The following is a 21,239-nucleotide window of genomic DNA, read 5'->3' as shown; positions in this document are numbered from 1 at the left end:
GTTTGCGGTCACCAATGAACAAATGACCAATGAACGAATGAACTATAACTAAATTTCCTTTTCTTTGTGGCAATGAAAAAATATTATCTAATTATTTTACTTGCGCTCATTTCAGGAAGTTCGTTTGGACAGATGAAACTGATCAAAAAGATGCTCTCAAACGAAAAAGATACTACCCGTAAAGCAAGCTTTTTACCTCTACCAGCTTTTGGTTATAGTCAGGAAACAGGGTTTGAATTTGGTGTTGGTGCCATTTATTCATTTTACATAGACCGTAAAGATACGTTGAACCGCAGTTCCAACTTCGCCTTGAACACAACCTATTCTACCAAAAAGACAGCTAATTTTATGCTTAAAGGCGATGCCTGGACGAAAGGAAATAAATATCATTTTATCGGTGATATCCGTTTCAAAAACCAGCCATTTAATTTTTATGGTATTGGCAACAATGCAATAAAGGCAAATGAAGATAAACTAGACCAACGGGTATTTAAAACACTTTTCGATGCGGAAATGAACACCTTACCGAAGGCTTATACAGGTGTTTCGCTAGGTTTTGAGAATTACCATTTTATCGACAAGGAAGCCGGAGGCATTTTTACCACCAACCCACAGATTTTGGATAAAGATGGTGGATCTGTAGCCTGGATCGGTGCATCGCAAAGTTACGATACACGGAACAGCAATAATTATCCAACAAAAGGCTTTTTTGGTAGGGCAACCTATCAATACGCACCCGATTTTTTTGGCGGAGAAAGTTTTAATGGCTCACAGATTAAGCTAGATCTCCGTGGTTTCTTTAGTCTGGCACCAAAAGTAGTTTTAGGGGTACAGGGCATTTTTTATACCATCCAAAGCAAAAGCACCCCATTTTACCTGTTACAACAGTTAGGCAACGACCAGATGATGCGCGGTTACTATAGTGGCCGCTACCGCGACGAAAACCTGATGGCGGCACAAGCCGAAGTCCGCTACCGTTTTATGAACCGTTTTGGCATTGTAGCTTTTGCGGGTACAGGTAAAGTATTCGCAAACGGTCAGTTTAACGGCGATGGGCTAAAACCAAACTTTGGTTTTGGCGGTCGCTACTTTTTCGATCCGGCAAAAGGCTTGAGTGTTCGGGTAGATTATGGAATAGGCGAAAAATTACCAAATGAAAAACGCCAGGCCGGGTTTTACATCAGTTTAGCAGAAGCGTTTTAGTCGAAAGGTGTGCAAGATGGAGGGCTTCGTAATATGATCCTGTTCATTAGTTGACCTACTCGTTTTGTGATCCTGAGCGTAGTCGAAAGATCTTTAACCAAGTTACCAATGACAGATTACAACGAATGGTCGTCTTTCCCGCGCAGGCGGGAATCTTAATGCAAGCTACAAACCCTACTAAGGCATTACGATTCCCAATCAAGTTGGGAATGACGATTTGCCAGCACCTTTTCTCCTACATCCCTAATTACTCCTCTTCCGCTCCTCTTCGTTCCCCGGCTTCCTATCCTGCTGTTTAATTTTTTCATTGCCAAAATTATAACGGAAGGCAATCTTGAGTTGGCGGTTATCGTAATAGTTATTGTACTCCTGACTGATATTATTGATCAAACTCTTAAAACGGTATTGGTTGGTTTTTAAAACATCGGTAGCGGTAATGGCCAATTGTATCTTTTTGTTAAATAATAACGTTTTTATACCCAGATCGAGGTTGTATTGGCTTTTATTTTTGTTCAAGCCATCAACTGCGGGGAATTGGCACCAGAAATTCGCCTCGCCTAAAATAGTTTTCGATGGGTTAAAAACAAACTGATTTAATGTAGAAAAATAAGCACCAAATCCATTCAGGTTACTTAGGGTTTGCGTGATATTGGAATTTGATGTATTATAAAAAACATCAACCTGATTGATACTTTCCAACCATTTCAACACATTAAAAGTAACTGCATTGCTGAACTGATAATGATACCCTGTAATAAAGTTAACAGGTTTGGCTGCCTGAATATTAGTGCCAGCATCAATAAAATTTACATCATTAAAGCCGTTTGTGGTATGACTAAAAGATAGTCTCGTGGTGAAAACATTATTGTAAGTATGCGAAATTTCAATGTTGTCGTTATAAGATGGTTGCAAAAAAGGGTTTCCTTCTGTATAAGCATATTGGTTGCTGTACCAACGGAAGGGATTTAGTTTACGGTAAGCAGGTCGGTTGATCCGACGGCCATAATTAAGCGCAAAAGTACTTTTATCATTTGCACGATAAGCGATGTAAAATGTAGGGAAAAGACGGAAATACTCATTTCGATTTTGTTCATTAACGGATATGCCATCAATCTGCGTATATTCTCCACGCAGCCCAGCTTGAAAATCCCAACTCCTTATGGTTTTATTATAATTGACATAGAGGGCCTGTGTATTTTCCTGATAGTTGAAAAGGTTGGTTTGGCCCAGATCTAATTCGTAAATTGCATTACGGGCTTTGTAAAATGCAAGATCACTCTGGTTATTGATAAAGCTCAGTTTTGTACCGAAGGATAACTTAAAGGTTTTATAGGGCAAGTCTACATCGACTTTTAAGGTATATAAATCTATATTTTGTTTGCTGGTTGATAGGTATTCGACAAAAGAATTCGGAATAATCGCTCCATTTTGGGAATAACTTGTATTGTTAAAAAGCCTGTTTTTATCATCATTGTATTTAAACCAATCGCCGTTAATGGTCAATTCTTTCCCTGCTGAATCCAAGGCCTGTTTTAAATAAATATTGGCCGAATGATAATGAGACCTGATTTTGGCATTGGCATCAGAATTCAACACCGAATCTAAATTACCTGTTTTGCTATAAACAGTGGTTTTAACATTTTCTTCGGAATGGAAGTTGGTTAAACCACCGTTATATGATAAACCCAATACTGTTTTTGGGGAGACCTGATAATCAATTCCGATCTGTCCGCTGGGTACCGTTCTAAAATTCCGGTCTTTATTTACAATATTCCAGCTCTGTGTAGGATAAAAAACGTCACTTTGTTCAAACGGCACAAGAGATCCTTTTCTGATATTGAAATTTGAGGAGAGCGTAATTTTATTTTTCCGAAAACTCAAATTCCCACCTCCTGATGCCGTTGGATGAGTAGCTTGTGAAAAAACAGTATTAACCGACCCTCTAAAGCCTTCGGCAGTAACTTTCTTCAATACAATATTAATCAAGCCATTATTTCCCTGGGCATCATATTTTGCCGGCGGATTGGTAATCACTTCAATCTTGGCAATGACGCCTGATGGAATTGATTTTAAATAATTCGCCAGTTCATCATCCGATAAGGGCACCAGTTTATCGTTAATCATAATGTTAATACTACCCCTGCCCACCAATGAAACCCTATCATTCAAAACCCGCACGCCAGGCACTTTCGAAAGTAATTCCAATGCATCGGTTCCGACAGCAGAAATGCTATTCTCTACATTAAAAATGGTCCTGTCGATCTGTTTTTCTATTAAAGCTTTTCTAGCATTGATCTGGACATCAGTAAGCCTGTTTGGGTTTTCCTGAAGTTGAATATTAATTACAGTATCTTCTGTTAAGGCAAATGACTGGTTTACAGCTTTAAAATTGATTGCAGAAAAAACAACCGAATATTTCCCCGATGGTAATTTGAATTGGTAAGTGCCTAAACTATCGGTTTGGGTATAAAATACTTTATTTTGAGGTGCTGAAATCTTAACCGTAACAAAGGGTAAAGTTTTAAACTCCTTATCCGTTACCTTGCCCGAAAGGTTAAACTGTGCCCGGGAAGAGAAGCCACAAAAAACAGCAATAAAAAAGAAAATAGACCGGAACATCTAACGGTTTAAATCAGTACCGTATAATTTGGCTTTTTTTGTTTTTATATCAAAAAATAAGCTATCAGCCCTCACTTTAGTATCGCCCGAGGTCATGGTGGCGTCGTTAACAAGCACTGTATTATCTTTTTTATTGTAAACAATTTTAGAACCTGACAACTTTATCTTGTTATAGAACAACCTTGCATTTCCAAATAGAGATACGATAGATCTATCCTTACTCATTTTAACAGAATCCTTGGCAACATATTCTACTTTGTCATTCAACTTTGTTAAAAAATCCTTCTCATGCGCAGCATCATGTATATTCAATCCAACCTTACCCTCTCCATTTTCAGCCCTATAGCTTCCGTCTTTCAAATTAAATACAATTATTTTAGCAGTTGCAGATCCACCTTCTTTGGCTTTTAATACTGCATTTTTGGCGATCATTTTACCATTAAGTTGATCCAATTCTACGTATTCGGCTTCTAATCTACAGTTCACAATATCGATAACCGCATTTTCCATGTAAGAAACTTTATGCTTCACATCACCGATTATTTTTTTGAATGAAATGATTTTAGGCTCAACTGGTCCGCCAACTTTTGTTGTATCATTTTTCATCGCAGCAACCTTCTGTTTGCCATCGCTAAGATAAAACCGGTTATAAAGCGCTTCATTTTTGATCGTATATTTTTTAGGTTCAGAATACAGCACAATCATTTTATCTGTATTATAAGTATTTTTTGAAATCAACTTTTCTCCAATAAATTTAACCAGTACCTTATCGCCAGCTTTAAAATTGTCATCCTTTATGTTCTGTGTTTTAAGGTTTAGGTTGATGGTAAAAAACCCATCATTCAAAACAATCTTTTCAATCTTACCATTGGCACCTTTTTGAATTGATTTAATTTTAGAGGAAGCAAAACGTGCTTTATTGGCTTCATATAAAAAAGCATGCTTGTCTATTTTTGGTTCGTAAATTAATTTTCCCGTTAAGGTTGTTACTTTTGTCGGATTATAGATTGGTCCATCTGTTTCTGCGATAACTTTACCACTTTTATTCATTCTCTTCATATTCGCAATCCTACCCGATATGTAGGCTATAAGTCCATCGCCAATCTTAATTTTTTCTTTAAAGCCAGTGGCTTCTACCGCATAGACTTTCCCTTCTGATAATAAATCGAATGTATAGCCACCCACTGAAGTTTTTCCAATTTTCAGCACTTTTCCCTTCAAAGTTCCCTTATAAAAATCTTTTGAAGGTTTACTCTCCTCCTTTTTATTTTGCGCGTATACCACCTGAACAGCAAATAACCAGATCAGTCCCATGACAACAGGTATTGCTAATAAATACATTAATTTCTTCATGTTTTTAGATTTAGCGTGGAACAACATTTTAATCCGGTCTTTAATCGGGCTCTTCACAAAATTGTGGATCAGCGGTACATCACTTTTGCTGATCGTCAATTTTAACAGGAGGTTGGCGTATTCCTGATTGCCAAAATCTGTAGAAGTGATTTCATCTGCCTCATATTCATGTATCTGCTCTAAAGCTTTATCATATAAGTAAACAACAGGATTAAACCACAAAACGGCTTTAAAAACCATTAAAACAATTTTATCTATCGAATGGTATTGCCTGGCATGAACCTGTTCGTGTTTGAGCAAAATCGATAAATCGGCTGTACTTAAATCTTCATCATTTATAAAAACATAGTTAAAAAAAGAGCAATTGGTAAAACCTTCTGTTTTGGTAATCAGCTTTAGGCCATCGCCATTTTTAGTGTACCTATTGGTATGCTTAAGCAAGCTGAACAAACGCCACAGGCAAACCAACAGTAAAAGTGAAGTTGTAATACCATAAACGTAATACATCACCGCCATCCAGTCGATTTTATGCACTACCCCTGGCTGGTACTTCACCACAATGGGCTGAATGAGCTGAACAGGTGCTTGAGTTAGGGGTTTTATTTCAGGTATATTAACCGGAACCTCAGTTTCCACTATTGTTATTTCTCGCTTAACTTCGAACTGCAAAGCCGGAATAATAAAACTAAGCAATAGTGTAGCCAGCAAATAAAAGCGGTTGATTTTAAAGAAAGTCAGTTTTCTTAAAACCAGCAGGTAGAAGCCAAAGAATAACACCGTACAGGCGGTAACTTTGAGTAGGTAGGTTAACCATTCCATAGCTATAATTTACTAACAACCACGTTTCGAAAAAGCTACAAATCCATCTAAAATCAGGTTGCTGATTCTTCGGATATTTTTTTCCTGATTGATATATTCCAGCGTTTTACTATCCGAAATATTTCCAAGTTCAATTAAAACTGCAGGTATTTTAGATTCGCGGAGCAACAAAAGGTTTGCGTTTTTTAATGAATCTCTTACTTCCATCCCTTTAAGCTGTTTCAGATTGCTTAAAATACCAGCCCCCAGATCTTCCGCAGTTTTAATATTGCTGTTCTGTTTCGAAACATAAACCTCAATTCCACCGAAAGGTACAGCGGCATTTGCAAGTGTTGCATTATGATGGATGGAAATAAAAGCCGTAGCCTCTTGTTTCGGTAAACGATCGCGAAGTGAAATAAACTGGTCAGAATTTCTTGTTAATATTACTTTAATCCCTCTTTTTGCTGCTTCTTCCTTTAGGATTTTTACCGCCCTTAGGTTTAAGTCTTTTTCCTTTTGTCCATCCAGGGCACTTACAGCTCCATCTTTTCCGCCATGGCCGGCATCAATAACCAATGTAGGTTCTACTTCATTAAAAGCAGTATTCGGATTAACCTTAATATTGCTGTTTAAATACCTCATGGCATAAACATTTGGCTTTATGGGCGCATCTGCCGAAGCCTGGTTCCCTGCTAATGTTTTCTCAACAATAATTTCTTTGCGGTTTATAAATGCCATACAGCAGATCATTAAAACCGGAACAATGGCTAAATAGGCAAGCTTTTGCAACTTGGCATTTGGTTCTTTATACAACATCATGATTCTATTTTTTAGTGGAAGTTTACTAAAACTATTAATGGCTAAATTTTTAGCTGGCATAGCCAGGTTTAAGAGCAGGGAAGCATAAACTTTCTTATCTGCAACTTTAGAAGTTTCACGGTCGGCCAGAAATTCGTGATTGTGATCGATGGCATTCCGCCAGAAATAAATAATGGGGTTAAACCAAAGGAGAGCAGTAACGAAATTGACTAAAAGTTTGTCGACAGCATGCAACTGCTTCACATGAACGTATTCGTGTTTAATTACCAGATTCTTTTCTTCGTGCTGCAAAGAGGAGTCGACAATAATCTGGTTAAAAAAAGAACAGTTTTTTATGGTTGATTTCGCATCGACCAAGATAACAGCTCCGTTTCTGTCTATGGCATGTTTACGTAATTGAATCTGAATACGTACCATCATAAAAAACATTCTAAAAACAAGGGCGGCTAAAACCAAGCAGTAACCATACATGAGCACTTGATCCCAGTTTATGGTAGTGTTGGCAGTATTACCTTCATCTATAAAATCCTGCTCAACAAAACCATCGTTGCTGTAAGCTATTTTTGACGGAATCTCCTGGCTGGCTACCATTACTTCCTGACGGTTTTCGATGGTAACTGCCGGAATACTAAAACTCAACACCAGCATCATTAATAAATAAGCACGGTTCAGGTTGAAAAACGTAAGTTTAGCCAGTAAAAACTGATAGGCTGCAAAAAAGATTATGGTACAGGCCGATACCTTTAATAAGTAAATTAAAATCATGACTTTGGATCTTGGTTAATGATTTTTTTAATTTCTTCTATATCCTTTTCACTTAGTTTTTCTTCTTTTACCATAAACGATAAAAGGGTGGTTGGAGAATTATCAAAATAACCCGAAAACAATTTCGAAAAGGTAGTTTTGGCATATTCATCTTTTGTAATCGCCGGAAAGTATTCGTAAGTTTTTCCATAGGCCTTATAATTAACATAGCCTTTCTTCTCTAAAAGCCTAACAATTGAGGAAATGGTATTGTAGGGGGGCTTAGGTTCTTCTTCCAGTTCATCAATAATATCTTTCACAAATGCCTTTTGCAGTTTCCATAAAACCTGCATAATACGCTCTTCCGCTTTGGTTAATTCTTCCATACCCAAACTTATAACTTATTTTTCAGTTTTACAACTAAAAAACAAGTTACATTACTGAAAAATCAGTTTAAAATATTAAATAACTGATTTACAAATACTTAAATTATCGTAAATTTTAATTTGAAAACGAATGGCTTGCTCTGGTATGGAGCCAGAAGCATTTAACCTTATAACTAAACCCGATCAAAGTGGTTCCGGTTCTTCACCCGAAGGAACGGAGAGCGGGACTGAAACCCGCCAAAAGAACTGGACTGTTCATTTCCAAATCCTAAACACTAATATTTTTAATTTGAAAACAAACGGCTTGTGGTTCTTGGCAAATGAAGCCCTGCCATCCGCTTTATCCCGATGAAACCTGTGAAACAAGCAAGCACACAATAAAAATAAAAGAATCGTGCTTAAATCGGGATGCTCGCTTTTGTCAGGTTTATGACCGAATGGCTTGCTTCTAGCATGTGGCCAAAAGCATTTAACCCTTGTAACTAAACCCGATCAAAGTGGTTCCGGTTCTTCACCGGAAGGAACGGAGAGCGGGACTGAAGCCCGCCAAAAGAACTGGACTGCTCGTTTCCAAAATACTAAAATTTACTATAGTGTCGCCCACACCAGGCCAAACTTACGAAGTTCGCCTGTGCTTTGGCCTTCCTAAACTTCGTAAGTTTTCCAAGCCTTAGCTAAAACTTATTTGCTTAAACCAGCCAATGCATTAATGGTTAATGCCACAATTACGGTATTAAAGATAAAGGCGATTAAACTGTGTAAAAGGGAAAGCCGTCTGATCTTCCGATCTGAAATTTCTACATCAGAAACCTGGAAAGTCATGCCGAGCACGAAAGAAAAATAGGCGAAATCGATAAAATCGGGCTCATCATCTCCAGGAAATTCAAGTCCTGCTCCTTTTTTATTTGAATGCCCTTTTTTATTATCCCCATAATAAAGATGTGCATAACGCATGCTAAAAGTGGTATGCACCAAAAACCACGATAAAAACATACCTGTTATGGCTACTACTAAATCGAGTGGGTCAATATCTTTATTAATCAGCAACAAAATTACGGCAAGCAGACCAGCAAAGGTAGAAACCAACACAATGGCAAAAATTTCGCCCCGGGTTTCATCCTGCATTTTCGCTTTAAGATGTGTTTCGGCAGCGGAAGTATGAAAAAACATATACCAATGGAGGGTAATCAGCATCAAACAAAATGCATCCCAGCCCAGCATAATGTGTGTAAGCACACTCATTTTAATAAAAAGCGAAACCAAATAAAAAGCAATCCCTAAAAAAAGACTAATCAACAAAATAAACAGCGCTGACCGTTTTTGGATACCTTCTAATTTCGGTTCGATTTCCATTTTCTTAAAATTTAAGCTTAAAGTGTTCTTTTGCCTGTCCTTTTTTAAAGTAAACCAAGCCGATCCAGAACAAATCTACTGTTATGGTAACATCAGGATGGTTTTTAATTTCAGCCCAGGCTTCTTTCATGCCTTCGCTCCAATAAATATCGTCAAAAATCAACAGTGAATCTTCATTAATTTTAGGCAAACACCAGTTAAAATAGTTCAGGGTAGCATCCTTGCGGTGGTTACCGTCAATGTAAACGAAATCTAAACTTGGCTGTTTGGCAATAATATCGGGTAGGATCAAATCAAAATTGCCCACATGAAGCTCTATATTCTCTAAATTTAGATCCTTGAAATTTTTCCTCGCCACCTCTGCCGTTTGCGGGCAACCTTCGATGCTAATCACTTCTGTATCAGCACTTGTTGTGGCCAGATAAGCCGTTGTAATGCCAAGGCAAGTGCCTAATTCTATAGCACTTTTAGGATTTGTATTTTTCGCCAACCGGTAAATCAGTTTGGCCAGGCGTGGACTTTTCAACGCATTCTTCGCAATCTGACTTACCTTTTTTGTACGATTTTTATTGAGGTGAGAACCCGCCCCAAGGTCTGTAACAGTGATTATCGAATCGTCATTAAAAAGTTTTTTTCGTTGTTCTTCTATGTTTTTGTATTCAGATTTGTCGGTAAAATCGTAAATTACCTCATCAGCGAGCTTGTACACGAATGGTGAGTGCGTTCCATGTCGGCTTTTTGCTGTTAAACGGTGTTTAAGGTAATCTGTAATAAATTGAAATAGCATAATATTGCAAAAGTAATTAAACACTGCAAACGTAGGTATGTTTTATGGAAAATAACGCAGAGATAAGTGCTTTAGTAAAATTGTTGGATGATCCTGACGAGGAAGTGTTCCATCATGTTGAAAAGAAACTGCTTGAATATGGCGGCGAAGTAGTACATTTTTTAGAAAATGCCTGGGAACAGTCTTTTGATGGCTTGTTGCAGGAGCGAATTGAAAATATTGTTCATCAGATCCAATTTAAAACGGTTAAAGAAGATTTAAGCTTATGGTATTTAAGCGGTGCTTTTGATTTATTGCAGGGCGCATTAATTATTAACCGGTACCAATATCCGGATTTAGATGAGCAAAAGGTAATTAACCAGATGGAAGAAATTAAAAGGGATATCTGGTTGGGCCTTCAATATGAAATGAGCTCGGTTGAAAAAGTAAAACTGATCAATCACGTTTTGTATCAACAATATGGTTTTGGTGGCAATACCAAAAACCACCACGATCCACAAAATTCTTATTTAAACCAGGTTCTGGAAAGCAAAAAAGGCAACCAGATTTCGCTGGCCATTATCTATTCTACCCTGGCACAGAAACTAGACCTGCCTGTGTATGGAATAAACTTGCCACAGCACTTTATTTTGGGTTATATAGACGATAGCAAACAGGAAGGAACTGAATATGGTGTGCTTTTCTACATCAATGCTTTTAACCGTGGTAATATCTTCGGCAAACATGATGTTGATCAGTTTCTTCGCCAGCTTAATTTAGAGGCCCTGCCCGAATATTACCGGCCTTGCAGCAATACCGATATTATCCGCCGGGTAATCAGAAACCTGATTTCGGCTTATGAAAATGCAGGGGCTACCGATAAAGTTGCCGAATTGAACGAACTTCAAGATATTATTGCCGAAAAATAGTTTACTAGATCCCATGCACAAAAGAAAGTTTATCGCCCCTACTGTACTGTTCTGCATTACAGTCATCATCTCCTTATCATTTTTGAGTATCCAATCAAAAGCCCAAAAAACAATTAAACCAAACGTTATTGCCTATTACACCGGACATAATTCAGTAATAGATAGCTTTCCGATCGAAAAAATGAGTCATTTGATTTATAGTTTCGGTCATTTGAAGGGTGATAGTTTAAACATAAGCTCGGCGAGGGATTCAGCCTTGATTACTAAAATGGTGACTTTAAAACAACGAAATCCCGATTTAAAGGTGATGATTGCAATGGGTGGCTGGAGTGCCTGCAAAGATTGTTCGGAGGTATTCAGCAGGGCTGAGGGACGAAAAACATTTGCCAAAACAACTAAAGAAATACTCGATTTTTTCCATGCCGATGGGATAGACATTGACTGGGAATACCCTGCAGTAGTTGGTTTTCCTGGACATAGATATACAGTTGATGATAAACATAATTTCACTTTACTGATTAAAGAACTCCGTAAAAAATTAGGTAAAAAGGCCGAAATTAGCTTTGCTGCAGGCGGTACAAAAAACTGCATCGATTCTTGTTTCGAATGGGATAAAGTAATGCCTTTGGTAAACCGGGTTAATGTGATGAGCTACGATCTGGTAAGCGGATATGCGACACAAAGCGGCCACCATACCCCGTTGTATGCTACCGCTCAACAATCTTTATCAGGCGATTACGCTGTAAAAGCTTTAATAGATTTAGGTGTACCCGCACAAAAAATTGCATTAGGAGCAGCATTTTACGCCCGTATTTTTGAAAACACTATCGATGCCAACCAGGGATTATACCAGCCTACCAAATTTTTAAGCGGTGTTTCTTTTAAGGATTTTAAAAAGCAGTTCACTGCAGAAAATGGCTATACTTATTATTGGGACGAGAAAGCCAAAGCCCCATATTATTATAATCCACAAACAAAATACCTCGCCACTTTTGACGATCCGAAATCAATTTCATTGAAAACCAAATATGTAATTGATCAAAAATTAAATGGCATCATGTTCTGGGAATTAACAGATGATGCTTATACCGATGGACTATTGGATGTGATTGATAAAACGATAAAAGAATTATAACGGATTACCAAAGGTTACCACCCAGTAATTTTGGGCCATGCCTACACCAGCTTCTTTACTTTTAGCATCCATCATGGCTTTACAATGGCTCACGCTATTTTTCCATGCAGCAATTACCTGATCTGCCTGACCATATCCCTTAGCTAAGTTTTCTGCTCTAAATTCACCTGCATAACCTGCATTTAATGCACGCTCCTCTGGAGTACCGCCTTCAAGAGATAAATGATCAAAATAGTTTTGTTGTGCCATATCTTTGGCATGACTTATTGCGGCATTTTGCAGTTGGTTATTTAATGATAGGGTGGGTACTGGGGGCATGTACGCTGTGCCACAATTACACCCACTTTGCCTTAACAGATTAATTTTAGCAATTACCAAATCAACATCATTCTCTGGCACAGACACTTCATCCTTTTTACACTGTGCAAATAAAATGCAGAGCAGTATACAGGCAAACATGCTTAGGCATTTTTTCATATTTATTTTATGCTACAAAAGGAGGCAGCTATAAAGCTACCTCCGAAAGTGAATATTTATTTTTATAAATTAAAAAGCCCTTTCTCTACCCATATAAACATTTTTACCTGTGTAGAAAGTATTGCCAGAAGGGCCTGGAGAGCCGCTATCGCCTTCCATTTGCATATTGATGATTAGCCACATGGGTTTATTTACCGAATTACTCATGGTATGCTTGGCTACCCAAACGTTATCAATATAATAATGGCAATCTACATCTGTTGCACTTACCTTATTGTACCAGCATTTGTAATTATGGTAGGAACCCGCATTAGAAACTGCGGTGAGTTTATTCTCCCAACCACCATCATAAGTATTCTGCCAATTTGTGTTATTGCCCTTAAACTCCATAATATCACTTTCAGGTGGCCATGAATTAACGCCGGTAATCCAAAAAGCAGGCCAGGTTCCTTTACTGGTTGGTACAGCAAAATCACCAGAAATGGTATAACTGGGAAACTGATCGTTAATTAAAACCTGTTGTTTGGCGTAACAAGCACCTGAATTGTACCAAATAGCAATATTGGTAAAACCATTGGCAGTACTGTTTCCTGGAGATGAAGCCAAGCGGGTAGCTTTAATGGTGAGTACACCTCCGCTTAACGAGATCTGGTTATGATTTGAGGTACTCCCTACCATGCGGGCAGAACCATTATGATCGGTACCCCAGGGATAATTATAATTCCATTGTGCCTCAAAATTAGTATAGTTGGCAAGAGAATTACCATCTATTAATGTTTCCCAGGCTTTAACCTGTCCGTTTTCTTGTTTAACTTCTTCTTTCTCTTTCTTACAAGATAAAAGCACCACAAACATGCATGTAAATAACATACACCATTTCATTTTTTCATTTCTCATTTTTTTTGAATTAGGTAAATATTTGGTTAATTGTAAGGCATTAGGATGTGATCAATCGGCTGTAAATCAATAATTAACAACACAAAAGATCTCAGCAACCACAGTAGTGGAGACAAGCTTGGTTGGTTTTTTTTCATAAGATTTGGTTAGGCTGCAAACATAATCTCAATTTTAAATCGACATGCTTGTAAGCAAAGATATACGCAGGCTTATCAAAAAATGAGGGGCTAAATCGTAAAAAAAGAGTGGTAAAATGAGCGTTTTTACATCACTTTTCTTAATACGGGTTATTTTCTGTTTCTAAATGTTTAGGTGTTTAATTTTTATTGACGGAAATAAAGCCCACAAAAACAAAAGCCTGATCATGGTTATGATCAGGCTTTCAATGATATTTTTTATATCTATTTACAAGTATAATTTAAGCTATATTTTACATTATAAGTATCCGTTTGAACTGGTCCACTGCTTGGATAAAAAGTAGAAAGCACCGAAAACGATACCGATGTAGCGTTTCCTTTTCCATCGTATTGATAGCCGAAGGTATAAACAGCATCAGTAAAAGGATCACCATCGCCGTCTACCGTTTTTGCTGTGCCTTTAAGTAATACATTTTTAGATTGTTTCCCAAAATATCCACCAGGAAAATAATCAACATGATAAGAAAGTGGATCCGCAATCTCGTATGTGTTTACCGCATTTTCTGTTGAATATACATAGGTAGTGGTTTCTGTGTAGCCAAGGTGAGTATCAACTGAAACTGCTTTTACTAAATTGCCGTTAGCATAAGTTAAGTTATCTGTTGTATTTAATTCTCCGTTTAAATAATTTTTCACCTGAATTAAATAACCATCTGCATTGTAGGAGTATTTTCTGGTATAACTATAACTAACCCCACCTCCACTAATAACGCCATCACTCCCACTCGATATTGCCCTTCCATTTTCCAAAACGATTTCAGACACATTCCCATCCCCATCGGTAGCGGTAATTTTATTTGCCGTATAAAAATAATTACTCGTCTGACCGTCGGTAGTGGTTGCTTTTGAAATCCTACCAGAGGCGTCGTAAGTGAAGGCAAGTGTGTAAGTGCCTAAAATATCAAGATCGGCCTTTAAACTGGCTAGTTTGCAGCCATTTCCATTAGGATCGAACTTGGCGTTCCCATTAATTTCTTTTTTACAACTTGCTATTGATATGATAGCAACAAAAGCTACCATAACATATTTAATTGTTTTATGCATTAAAATTTCCGGTTAAGAGGTTAAAATATCGGCAAAGATATTAAAATTTCTCTTTTTTCATCCAGTCAGCCAACAAGTTAAACCAATCTACATCCGAAGTCCTGTTGATTAAACCAAAACCATGACCACCTTTTTCGTACAGATAAATATCAGTATCTACCTTATTCTGCTTTAACGCTTCGTTCATTAAAACACTATTTTCGAAAGGAACAGTTTTATCATCTTTAGCATGCACAAAAAAAGTTGGAGGTGTTTTCCTGGTTACATTTTTATTGGCCGAGAAATAATGTTTCAAACTATCAGCAGGATTTGGGCCCAATAAATTCTTCATCGTACCAGTGTGTACAGATTCTTCAAAACTGATTACAGGATAAATTAATGCAGCGAAATTTGGCCTAAGATCTATCTTTTCCGGATCGGAAACCTTAAGATCGTTATAATGGGCAACCAAAGTTGAGGCAAAATGCCCCCCGGCAGAAAAACCCATAATCCCGATCTTGTTGGCCTTAATCCCATATTTTTTTGCATTTTTCCTAATCAGGTAAATGGCCTGCTGTGCATCCTGCAATGGGCCATAAGTTTTATCAACCATAATCTGATCGCTCGGTAACCGGTACTTCAATACAAAAGCGGTAACTCCAATCGCATTAAATCTTTTGGCTACATCGGTTCCTTCATGGCTAAATGCCAAAGCGCCATAACCACCGCCCGGACAAATGATTACTGCAGTTCCTTTAGCGATATTTTTAGGTGCTTCGAAAACCGTAAACGTAGGTACCGATACTTTGGTAACACTCAAGGTACCATTTGCACGTACCTCAGTATTTTCTACATAATCAGCAGGTGTAGTTTTAGCGCCCGGAATTTCACCTGAATATAACGGTACAACTTCTTGGGCATTCGAATAGTTAACTGCCATAAACAATAACATGATAAGGATGGATGATTTTCCCATTTGTTTTAGATTAAAATTCCATTAAATATGCTTTTAAAAACCCGTTAATATCGCCATTTAAAACCGCATCGGGATTAGAGGTTTGATAATTGGTCCGGTGATCTTTTACCCTTCTATCATCCAGCACATAACTTCTGATCTGTGAGCCCCATTCTATTTTCTTTTTCGATCCCTCTACCGCAGCAATTGCTTCGTTACGTTTCCGTTCCTCAATTTCATATAATTGAGATTTTAATAAACGGATAGCATTCTCTTTATTCTGCAATTGCGATCGCGACTCCTGGTTTTTAATAATAATGCCTGAAGGTTTGTGGTATAAACGTACAGCTGTTTCAACTTTGTTTACGTTTTGTCCGCCTGCTCCACCAGCCCTAAATGTTTCGAATTCTATATCAGCAGGATTAATATCAATCTGTATGGTATCGTCAACCAGGGGATAAACATAAACAGAAGCGAAAGATGTATGCCTACGGGCATTCGAATCGAATGGAGAAATCCGAACCAAACGATGCACGCCATTTTCGCCTTTCAGATAACCATATGAGAAATCGCCATCAAACTGAAGCGTTACCGATTTTATACCGGCAACCTCCCCTTCCTGGCTGTCCTGTTCGGTAATTTTATAACCGTTCTTTTCACCCCACATCATATACATGCGCATCAGCATATAAGCCCAATCACAGCTTTCAGTTCCGCCAGCTCCAGCAGTAATCTGTAAAACGGCAGAAAGTTGGTCTTCTTTGCTACGGAGCATATTTTTAAGTTCCAGTTCTTCTACGGCAGTTTTACTGATCTCGAACTGGTCTTGCAGCTCAGCTTCTGAAGCATCGCCCGATTGAAAAAACTCAAACATTACCGCAGCATCTTCAACCGCATTATTGGTTTGGTTAAAGCCATCCGTCCATTTTTTCTTTGAACTTATTTCGGCAAGAATTTTTTCTGCTTTTTTAGGGTCATCCCAGAAATCGGGAGCCATTGTTAATTTTTCTTCTTCGCGGATGGCGTAAAGTAGCTCATCAACGTCAAAGATACCTCCTCAGCGACGTTACTCTGTCCCTTAAATCTTGAATATTTTCTTTGGTCATGGTAACAAATATAGCAATTATGAGATACTATTAAGGAGACGCTACCCAAAACCTTAACTATCTTCATTTCTTAATGGTGTACAAAATAATTTAGGTCCTTTTACCATTGAGAAATTAAGGACATTAAGTAGGATTGAGTTAAGACCAAATTACTTGCATTTTAACCATAGGCTTCTATAAATTAACTCATCCTGCAGCTTTGCTGTTAAAACTTGTTAAAATCATAAAATGAACCATCAACTAATTATTTAATTGATTAATTTTCGAAAATATTTATCAGATCGGCCGGAATTTAAATCATATGCTATTAATGGAGTAGCATAGTTCAAATCGATCTGTTAATATCCAAACTAATATTAACATCTTAACCAACACAAATGAAAATGCTCTTTTTTATTTTAGGTTATTTGTTTTTCTGTACGGCAACATTTGCACAAACAGGTAAAATAGATAGCGCTGAAATGGCTACATTGCGTATCGACCCTCAAACTGCGCGCGGCGCGGCTGTTTCTCAGGTTTTTAGCGAAGTAGAATTTATTCCCCTCGAAACTACAAAAGAGAGCCTTTTTGGAAATATTAGCCAGCTAAAAATCGTAGACGATAATTATGTAATTTTTGATTACGATACCAAGGCAATCTTGATTTTTACTAGAGATGGCAAGTTTCGCTCAAAAATTAACGCTAGTAAAATAGAACAAGAAGATAAAAGCAACAAAGACAAGACAGTTTTTTATGGCTTTACCACTAGAAAGGAGAATAATGTCGAATTTATAGTTATTTCCGCACGTCCCAATGCCTTTTACTTCGATCTAAATGGCAGGCAGATCAAAAAGATACCACTCAAAGAGCATAATAAACAGGGCAATAACCGCGACATCAAACTGGCCAATCAAACTACTCTGGTAAGACCCGATTTTATCATAAAAACGGGGAAGGATAGTACTTATTATGAAGTGGGAATAATTAACAAGGGTAAAGATTCAATTGGTTATTTCCCCTATAGCCCAAAAAGGTACGAAACAGATGAATTTATAGGTTCGGGTTCATCGTTATATCAATATGGCTCAGAAAATGAATTGTTTTTTTTAACCTACTATTCATACGATATCTTCAAGGCCAGTACCACTAAACTTTCGCTTGCTTACCATATCATACTTCCTGCAGTAAATTCCTTTCCTACTGATTTCAAAACCAATCCCATTTACGTTAAAAAGAGATTGGAGTATTTCAGAAACAATCCAAAGGTTTTTTACGATTTAAGTAAGCCTTATTTAGTAGGTGATAATCTTTACCTCCAAATGAACAATTTTGGCTGGGATCCAAGCGTTAAAAAAGCGATTATTTACAACCTAAAAACCACTGAGCTAACCTCTATACAAGATCTGGAACCCGATTCGCTTTCCTCTTTTTTACCCGTTACCGATGCCAGTGGTGATTTTTATGATTTTAAAAATCGTGGCTTTCATATGTACGAAAATGGTTATTTATATACCAATTATTCGTCTTTAGCCATGTTTACTTTTAAAGAGCAAAGCGAGGGTAAAACAACAAAATACCCGCCCAATTTAGAAGCTTACTTTAAAACCCAAAATAAAAAGAGTAACCCCATTATTATTAAACTTAAACCTAAACAAAATTAATTTCCCCATCTAAATGCGCCATATCTTACGCTACCTCATCGTATTTTTAGTATTATTCAGTTCTTACAATTCAAAAGCCCAGCAAGCTAATCCTACTCAAATTGGTGCAGTAAAGGGCGTTATTAGAGATACTACACACAACTACAATTTAAAATCGGCAACAGTATCTTTATTTAAAGGCGATAGTACTTTAGTCAGCTATCAACTGAGCAATAACTATGGTGAGTTTAACTTCAAAAATTTACCATTAAATGCTAAAATGTATGTGGAAATAAGCCATGTTGGCTACCAGTTACTCCGCAAAAATTTCACGATTATAGACGGAAAAACTGCACTGGATTTAAAAACATTAATTATCGCTATAAAAGACAACAATTTACAGGATGTAGAGATTAGGGTAGCGCCAATTACCATGAATGGCGATACTTTAGAATTTAATGCCGCAGCCTTTAAATTGGATAGCAATGCGGTTGTAGAAGATCTTTTGCGCAAAATACCCAATGTAACCCTTTGGGGCGATGGACAGATTACCGTTAACGGCCGTGAAGTAAAGAGCTTATTGGTAAACGGGAAACAGTTTTTCGGCGGTGATATTAAAATGGCTACCCAAAACATTGCGAAAAATGCATTAGACAAGGTACAGGTTTACCGGGAACGGAATGAGAGTAACCCACTTGACAGTACCTTAACGGTTAATTTAAAACTTAAGAAAGGCAAAGACATCGGCTACTTCGGCAAAATTGGTGCGGGTTACGGCACCACCAAAAAATATGAAACAGATGCAAGTTTTAATATGTTTTCGCCCAAAATGCAGCTCGGTATTATAGGGGCGAGCAACAACATTAATAAAACAGCCAACAGTATTAGATCGTTAACCGCCAATAGTACTTTTAAAGGACTAACTACCAATGTAGAGTATCAGCCCGATTTCAGGCAATCAGGCATAAACCAACCGAATATTGGTGGCGTAACTTTTACTTATAATTTTATTGAAAAGCCCACTTATGAGAAAAAAAGCACGTTAAATGCCAATTATTTTGTTCAAAACAAAAACAACGAAAATATATCGGATGCGAGAACTACAACTTCTATTAATGGTACCGATCAGATATTCGAGAACAATACCACCAGGGGAAATACAGCATCAACCAATCAGGCTTTTGATTCGAGTCTAGAATTTACTAAAAAGAACCACCGTTTAAACATTAACCAATGGATGTCTTTAAACAATGGTAGCTCAAACAACGATACACAAAGAAGTGCTTTTAACGGACAAAATGTGTTAACGAGTACCAACAACACCAAAGCACAAAATGATTTTAACGACAAAGGCTTTAGTCTTGGTATAAGGTATGGTCTCTCCAATTATATCACCAGAAAAGAACACCGTTTTAACGGTCTTAATGCAAATTATCGGCTATCAATAAATGATAATGACAACCAAAGATCGAATCTAACCTCGTTTAGATCTTTTGTAAACGCAGCCACCAATACCGATTACGATAGACGCTATGATACACAGCGCAAATCTTTTAACCAGACCCTATCGTTAGAACTACCCAATTTAAAATCGTTACTATTTGGATATAAAAATCTTGCTGGCTTCGATTTATCTTTAAACAACAATTTAGAACTTAATAATAGTAATGACCATAACCTGGTAGAAGATTTAAAAGCTAGTGCTTATGCTACAAATACCTATTTAAGCAATAACACCAAAACCAGTACTGTTGATGAAACCCCAGGCCTAACCCTAAGTAAATCTTTCCATAAGAGTTTATCAAACAGATTTAGTAAAAGTTTAAACATCGGGATCTCCGCGAAACAGCGTTTTATTTTTCAGGATAACAGATCGGATAAGGTGCAACAAAACATTAACCGAACCTATAACAGATTTGTTCCTGAAGTGAATATCAATTATAGCAATTATCAATATGGCGAATCTTATAACTCAGTATCATTAAACTATAGAACTAATATCACTATACCCAATTTACAACAACTAGCGCCTTTAACCGATAGTACCAATTTATACAATTTACAGCGGGGCAATCTTAAACTCAGGGAAGCTACTGACAGGTCCATCAGCTTTAACTTCGATCGTTCGGATCAGAAAAGCAAAAATACCTTAAATTATAACTTTAGTGTTTCGGCAGGCATAATTGATGATGCAATTGTTGATAGTATTTTTATAGACAGCCAAAATAAGCGTACGGCATACTTAGCCAATGCGAGTGGAAATAAGTATTTAAATGTTGATGGATATTTAAGAAAAGCTTTCAAATTGAAAACGACTGAATTGCAACTCAGTTTAAATGGAGGAATCAATATCGCCAAAAACCCAGGTTACTTAAACGACGTATTCAGTTTTTCAAATACTTTAAATACGAATGCGAAACTAAGTTTAAACTATACTTACAAGGATAAGTTTGCTACTGAAGTAGGGCAGGGTTTTAATACCTATCGGTCGGAACAGGAAGCCTTTAATACCAAATACAGCGGATTAAATTTAACGACGTCTTTAAGCAGTATTTATAATGTGACCAAAAAGTTTACCTTGAGCAGCAACATTAGCTTTAATTCCAGCAAATCGAACAGTGCCGCCAGTATTAATTTTGCCATCTGGAATGCCAGCGCGGTTTATCGCTTTCTTAAAGGAAATAATGCCGAGTTTAAGTTCTCTGCTATGGATCTACTTCATCAAAACACTAACATCATTAATTACGGTGGCGCTAACAGTTTTACTTTGGGCACACAAAATGTATTACAACAATACTTTATGGCAACTTTTTCATACTATCCTAGGCAGTTTGGTAAAAAGCCAGTGAAGAAATAA

Annotated in this window: 16 protein-coding genes; 5 read left to right on the top strand and 11 right to left on the bottom strand. The window is 37.3% G+C overall.

The window, feature by feature from the left end:
- The first annotated feature begins 72 nt into the window (after window positions 1–72).
- On the top strand, window positions 73–1,203 hold the full coding sequence (locus AC1DNH_RS06705) for a BamA/TamA family outer membrane protein (protein ID WP_477579779.1): 1,131 nt from the start codon (window positions 73–75) through the stop codon (window positions 1,201–1,203).
- A 243-nt stretch (window positions 1,204–1,446) separates the two neighbouring features.
- Here the strand turns inward: AC1DNH_RS06705 and AC1DNH_RS06700 are convergent, their stop codons facing one another.
- The 6 genes from AC1DNH_RS06700 to AC1DNH_RS06675 form a co-directional block, all read right to left on the bottom strand.
- On the bottom strand, window positions 1,447–3,822 hold the full coding sequence (locus tag AC1DNH_RS06700; protein ID WP_477579781.1) for an outer membrane beta-barrel protein: 2,376 nt from the start codon (window positions 3,820–3,822) through the stop codon (window positions 1,447–1,449).
- Window positions 3,823–5,994 carry a M56 family metallopeptidase gene (locus tag AC1DNH_RS06695; protein ID WP_477610315.1) on the bottom strand — a complete coding sequence of 724 codons (2,172 nt, stop codon included), beginning with the start codon at window positions 5,992–5,994 and terminating at the stop codon, window positions 3,823–3,825.
- A gap of 12 nt (window positions 5,995–6,006) precedes the next feature.
- Window positions 6,007–7,560 carry an N-acetylmuramoyl-L-alanine amidase gene (locus AC1DNH_RS06690; protein WP_477585199.1) on the bottom strand — a complete coding sequence of 518 codons (1,554 nt, stop codon included), beginning with the start codon at window positions 7,558–7,560 and terminating at the stop codon, window positions 6,007–6,009.
- Window positions 7,557–7,925, bottom strand: a complete 369-nt coding sequence (locus AC1DNH_RS06685; RefSeq protein WP_477585200.1) for a BlaI/MecI/CopY family transcriptional regulator — start codon at window positions 7,923–7,925, stop codon at window positions 7,557–7,559. The genes AC1DNH_RS06690 and AC1DNH_RS06685 overlap by 4 nt, the downstream gene beginning before the upstream one ends.
- A gap of 681 nt (window positions 7,926–8,606) precedes the next feature.
- Window positions 8,607–9,278: a DUF1345 domain-containing protein gene (locus AC1DNH_RS06680; protein ID WP_477625270.1), complete on the bottom strand. Its 672-nt coding sequence runs from the start codon at window positions 9,276–9,278 to the stop codon at window positions 8,607–8,609.
- Between the two features lie 4 nt (window positions 9,279–9,282).
- Window positions 9,283–10,065 (bottom strand): O-methyltransferase, encoded by a 783-nt coding sequence (locus tag AC1DNH_RS06675; RefSeq protein ID WP_477625269.1) that lies wholly within the window; start codon window positions 10,063–10,065, stop codon window positions 9,283–9,285.
- Between the two features lie 44 nt (window positions 10,066–10,109).
- Here AC1DNH_RS06675 and AC1DNH_RS06670 point away from each other — a divergent pair, with 44 nt between their 5' ends.
- Together AC1DNH_RS06670 and AC1DNH_RS06665 are read left to right on the top strand one after the other, a co-directional pair.
- On the top strand, window positions 10,110–10,973 hold the full coding sequence (locus AC1DNH_RS06670) for a transglutaminase-like domain-containing protein (RefSeq protein ID WP_116248731.1): 864 nt from the start codon (window positions 10,110–10,112) through the stop codon (window positions 10,971–10,973).
- Between the two features lie 13 nt (window positions 10,974–10,986).
- On the top strand, window positions 10,987–12,108 hold the full coding sequence (locus AC1DNH_RS06665) for a glycoside hydrolase family 18 protein (protein ID WP_477585063.1): 1,122 nt from the start codon (window positions 10,987–10,989) through the stop codon (window positions 12,106–12,108).
- Here AC1DNH_RS06665 and AC1DNH_RS06660 read toward each other — a convergent pair.
- From AC1DNH_RS06660 to prfB, 5 genes are all read right to left on the bottom strand, one after another.
- The gene (locus AC1DNH_RS06660; RefSeq protein ID WP_477610826.1) at window positions 12,103–12,585 is read right to left on the bottom strand and encodes a CAP domain-containing protein; all 483 of its coding nucleotides are present in this window, start codon (window positions 12,583–12,585) and stop codon (window positions 12,103–12,105) included. The genes AC1DNH_RS06665 and AC1DNH_RS06660 overlap by 6 nt on opposite strands.
- 69 nt (window positions 12,586–12,654) lie before the next feature.
- Window positions 12,655–13,482, bottom strand: a complete 828-nt coding sequence (locus tag AC1DNH_RS06655; RefSeq protein ID WP_215132291.1) for a LamG domain-containing protein — start codon at window positions 13,480–13,482, stop codon at window positions 12,655–12,657.
- Between the two features lie 401 nt (window positions 13,483–13,883).
- Window positions 13,884–14,723 (bottom strand): DUF4595 domain-containing protein, encoded by an 840-nt coding sequence (locus tag AC1DNH_RS06650; protein WP_477611709.1) that lies wholly within the window; start codon window positions 14,721–14,723, stop codon window positions 13,884–13,886.
- Window positions 14,724–14,763: 40 nt separating this feature from the next.
- On the bottom strand, window positions 14,764–15,678 hold the full coding sequence (locus AC1DNH_RS06645) for an alpha/beta hydrolase (protein ID WP_477625268.1): 915 nt from the start codon (window positions 15,676–15,678) through the stop codon (window positions 14,764–14,766).
- 10 nt (window positions 15,679–15,688) lie between these two features.
- Window positions 15,689–16,763, bottom strand: a protein-coding gene (gene prfB, locus AC1DNH_RS06640) for a peptide chain release factor 2 (RefSeq protein ID WP_131030342.1) whose coding sequence is annotated in 2 segments (ribosomal slippage) — window positions 15,689–16,702 and window positions 16,704–16,763 — 1,074 coding nt in all. Because the reading frame shifts where the segments join, the coding sequence is not laid out codon by codon here.
- Window positions 16,764–17,140: 377 nt separating this feature from the next.
- On the opposite strand from prfB, the gene AC1DNH_RS06635 reads away from it, so the two are divergent.
- Window positions 17,141–18,403: a 6-bladed beta-propeller gene (locus tag AC1DNH_RS06635; RefSeq protein ID WP_477585911.1), complete on the top strand. Its 1,263-nt coding sequence runs from the start codon at window positions 17,141–17,143 to the stop codon at window positions 18,401–18,403.
- 13 nt (window positions 18,404–18,416) lie between these two features.
- Window positions 18,417–21,239, top strand: coding sequence for a hypothetical protein (locus AC1DNH_RS06630; protein ID WP_477625267.1), 2,823 nt, complete (start codon window positions 18,417–18,419; stop codon window positions 21,237–21,239).

Source organism: Pedobacter sp. 01N310, assembly GCF_056399805.1.
This window is presented reverse-complemented; position numbering and strand designations above follow the sequence as displayed.

Bases quoted from the DNA above. Each gene is read 5' to 3' on its own strand.
- AC1DNH_RS06705 (WP_477579779.1), top strand. From the start codon at position 73: ATGAAAAAATATTATCTAATTATTTTACTTGCGCTCATTTCAGGAAGT.
- AC1DNH_RS06700 (WP_477579781.1), bottom strand. From the start codon at position 3,822: ATGTTCCGGTCTATTTTCTTTTTTATTGCTGTTTTTTGTGGCTTCTCT.
- AC1DNH_RS06695 (WP_477610315.1), bottom strand. From the start codon at position 5,994: ATGGAATGGTTAACCTACCTACTCAAAGTTACCGCCTGTACGGTGTTA.
- AC1DNH_RS06690 (WP_477585199.1), bottom strand. From the start codon at position 7,560: ATGATTTTAATTTACTTATTAAAGGTATCGGCCTGTACCATAATCTTT.
- AC1DNH_RS06685 (WP_477585200.1), bottom strand. From the start codon at position 7,925: ATGGAAGAATTAACCAAAGCGGAAGAGCGTATTATGCAGGTTTTATGG.
- AC1DNH_RS06680 (WP_477625270.1), bottom strand. From the start codon at position 9,278: ATGGAAATCGAACCGAAATTAGAAGGTATCCAAAAACGGTCAGCGCTG.
- AC1DNH_RS06675 (WP_477625269.1), bottom strand. From the start codon at position 10,065: ATGCTATTTCAATTTATTACAGATTACCTTAAACACCGTTTAACAGCA.
- AC1DNH_RS06670 (WP_116248731.1), top strand. From the start codon at position 10,110: ATGGAAAATAACGCAGAGATAAGTGCTTTAGTAAAATTGTTGGATGAT.
- AC1DNH_RS06665 (WP_477585063.1), top strand. From the start codon at position 10,987: ATGCACAAAAGAAAGTTTATCGCCCCTACTGTACTGTTCTGCATTACA.
- AC1DNH_RS06660 (WP_477610826.1), bottom strand. From the start codon at position 12,585: ATGAAAAAATGCCTAAGCATGTTTGCCTGTATACTGCTCTGCATTTTA.
- AC1DNH_RS06655 (WP_215132291.1), bottom strand. From the start codon at position 13,482: ATGAGAAATGAAAAAATGAAATGGTGTATGTTATTTACATGCATGTTT.
- AC1DNH_RS06650 (WP_477611709.1), bottom strand. From the start codon at position 14,723: ATGCATAAAACAATTAAATATGTTATGGTAGCTTTTGTTGCTATCATA.
- AC1DNH_RS06645 (WP_477625268.1), bottom strand. From the start codon at position 15,678: ATGGGAAAATCATCCATCCTTATCATGTTATTGTTTATGGCAGTTAAC.
- AC1DNH_RS06635 (WP_477585911.1), top strand. From the start codon at position 17,141: ATGAAAATGCTCTTTTTTATTTTAGGTTATTTGTTTTTCTGTACGGCA.
- AC1DNH_RS06630 (WP_477625267.1), top strand. From the start codon at position 18,417: ATGCGCCATATCTTACGCTACCTCATCGTATTTTTAGTATTATTCAGT.